This is a genomic window from Peribacillus sp. (genome assembly GCF_059453735.1).
Window position 1 is genome coordinate 1 of sequence record NZ_JAZVJO010000480.1, and the last position, 2660, is coordinate 2660.

Sequence of the window (2660 nt, forward strand, 5' to 3'; positions counted from 1 at the left end):
AATAATTGAGATAACTTCACTGAAATCCTTAGTCATATCACAATAGAAAAGACGGAGAATATATACACTTCTCCGCCTAACTTACGTCAATCAAATTTAATTCCTTTTAGTAAGTCTGCAAATGGATTATTAATCGGTTCAGCTTCTTTTTCTTGCTCTTTTAAGTACTTTTGCACAGTACGCTTATCTACTTTTCCACCAGTTTCTTTTTTACGTCTTGCTTCAAAAGCAGATAGTTTCTCTCGATAGCCACATTTACAAGTGAAGATTTGACCGTCGCCTTCACCACGAAGTTCCATTTTCTTTTTACATTGTGGACAGCGTGCGTTGGTTACGCGGGCAACATTCTTCCTATGTCCACATTCACGGTCTTGGCAGACTAGCATTTTTCCCTTTTTGTTGTTCACCTCAAGCATTGGTTTACCACAGTCAGGGCACGATTTTGTAGAAATGTTATCGTGTTTATACTTTTTATCGCTAGCTTTAATTTCTTTGACAATCTCTTTTGTATGATGCTTCATTTCATTAATAAAAGCATCTTTTTTCAGGTTCCCTTTTGCTATTTGCTCAAGCTTTTGTTCCCATTCAGCTGTTGTTGCAGGAGATTTTAGTTTTTCCGGCACTAAATCTAATAGCTGACGTCCTTTAGACGTCATATAGATTTCTTTACCACCGCGTTTTTCAAATAGGAATGAATTAAACAATTTATCAATGATTTCAGCACGAGTAGCAACTGTACCAAGTCCGCCAGTTGACCTTAATGTATCTGCAAGCTTCTTATCGTCTGTTTTTATATATTTCGCAGGGTTTTCCATAGCTGATAGTAAAGTCGCCTCATTAAAGCGGGCAGGCGGCTTTGTTTGGCCTGATGTTTGAGTGATTATATTTGTCTTTAATACATCGCCTTTTTCAAGTTTAGGCAATAGCTGCTCTTTTACATCGTCTTTTGATTCTTCATCATCAAAATGGTTTGCATAAACTTCTTTCCATCCAGAATGAATCACTGTTTTTCCTTTTGCAATAAACGTATGATCACCAATCTTGGTTTGTACGGTTAATTGCTCATATTCAAATGCAGGGAATAATACAGCTAAGAAACGTTTCACGACAAGGTCGTAAATTTTGCGTTCTTTGTCCGTGAAGGATGAAATATTCACATAATCTTCAGTTGGAATAATGGCATGGTGATCACTTACTTTGCTATCGTCTACAAATGCTTTTGATGCTTTAATTGGTTTAGTTAATACCTTATTGGCAAGAGAACGATAATCACCTACAGCACATGCTTTCAAACGCTCAGGAAGTGTGCTTACAATATCCGAAGTTAAATAACGTGAATCTGTACGCGGATAAGTTAAGACTTTATGCTGCTCATACAGTTTTTGCATAATATTTAAGGTTTCTTTAGCAGAATAGCCAAAAATCTTATTTGCATCACGTTGTAATTCAGTTAAGTCATATAGAGCAGGTGCAAATGTTTTCTTTGCTTTGCGGTCAATGGAAATAATAGAAGCATCTTTGCTGCCAAGTGATTTCACGATTTCATCGGTCTTTTCTTTATTAAAACTCCGACTGTTCCCTTTTGCATCCTGCCAAGTTAATGAAAGACCAGGTGTTTTGGCTTCGATTCCATAGTATGTTTGAGGCTTAAAATGCTTAATTTCTTCTTCACGTGCTGCAACCATCGCAACGGTTGGTGTTTGCACACGGCCGCAGTTTAACTGTGCATTATATTTTGTGGTTAAGGCACGCGTAGCATTCAAACCTATATACCAGTCAGCCTCCGAACGGGCTACGGCAGAAGCATATAAGTTTTCATAATCTTTACCAGGTTTTAAATTATTGAATCCATCTTTAATTGCTTTATCTGTTACAGAAGATATCCAGAGGCGTTTGATGGGTTTGTGAACTTTTGCTTTATCAATAATCCAACGTGCAACTAATTCTCCTTCTCTCCCCGCATCGGTTGCGACAATGATTTCATTTACATCAGTACGGGTTAATTGTGCTTTAACCGTATTGAACTGCTTCCCCGTTTGTTTCATGACCACTAACTTCATTTGATCGGGAAGCATGGGAAGGTCTTCTAAATTCCATGTTTTAAATTTAGTATCATATGCTTCTGGATCTGCTAGTGTAACTAAATGGCCCAATGCCCAGGTAACGATGTATTTGTCACCTTCTAAAAAGCCATTTCCTTTCTTAGTACATTTCAATACATTTGCTATATCTCGTGCGACTGAAGGCTTCTCAGCAATGACTACACTTTTTGCCATTTATTCGAACTCCCTTACTAACTATTTACCGTATAATATAACATAATTTTAAGGAAGAAATTGCCCAGCAGGCTCCTAAGCAGCTGAATAAGGTAAAGCCGGCACATGTTAAAAATGTGCCGGCTTTGGATTAAAATAGCTGTTTCATCTTTTCTTTAGATGGAATGAATAGTGTTAATACAAATGCGATAATAGCTAAGATGGTCATGAAATAATAGGCATCACTTAATCCTAAGTGAGCCGATAGCTTCAGTATTTGCATTTGGTGTTTCCCTACTAAAGTACGTTTCCGCATACTTTGTGGTTTGTGTTGTTACGGTCCTATTTAAGCACCTTGGTTCAAAAAATATCCCAAATGATTTTAAAGGACTCCATTGTCATCCA

2 protein-coding genes are annotated in these 2660 nt (G+C 37.3%); both read right to left on the reverse strand.

Annotated features, from left to right (window positions below; genetic code table 11):
• Nucleotides 1–86: 86 nt before the first annotated feature.
• Nucleotides 87–2276, reverse strand: coding sequence for a DNA topoisomerase III (locus AC52RT_RS15825; RefSeq protein ID WP_495541632.1), 2190 nt, complete (start codon nt 2274–2276; stop codon nt 87–89).
• A gap of 130 nt (nt 2277–2406) precedes the next feature.
• Nucleotides 2407–2571 carry a hypothetical protein gene (locus AC52RT_RS15830; RefSeq protein WP_495541633.1) on the reverse strand — a complete coding sequence of 55 codons (165 nt, stop codon included), beginning with the start codon at nt 2569–2571 and terminating at the stop codon, nt 2407–2409.
• Between the last annotated feature and the right edge of the window lie 89 nt (nt 2572–2660).

Bases quoted from the DNA above. Each gene is read 5' to 3' on its own strand.
- AC52RT_RS15830 (WP_495541633.1), bottom strand. From the start codon at position 2,571: ATGCGGAAACGTACTTTAGTAGGGAAACACCAAATGCAAATACTGAAG.
- AC52RT_RS15825 (WP_495541632.1), bottom strand. From the start codon at position 2,276: ATGGCAAAAAGTGTAGTCATTGCTGAGAAGCCTTCAGTCGCACGAGAT.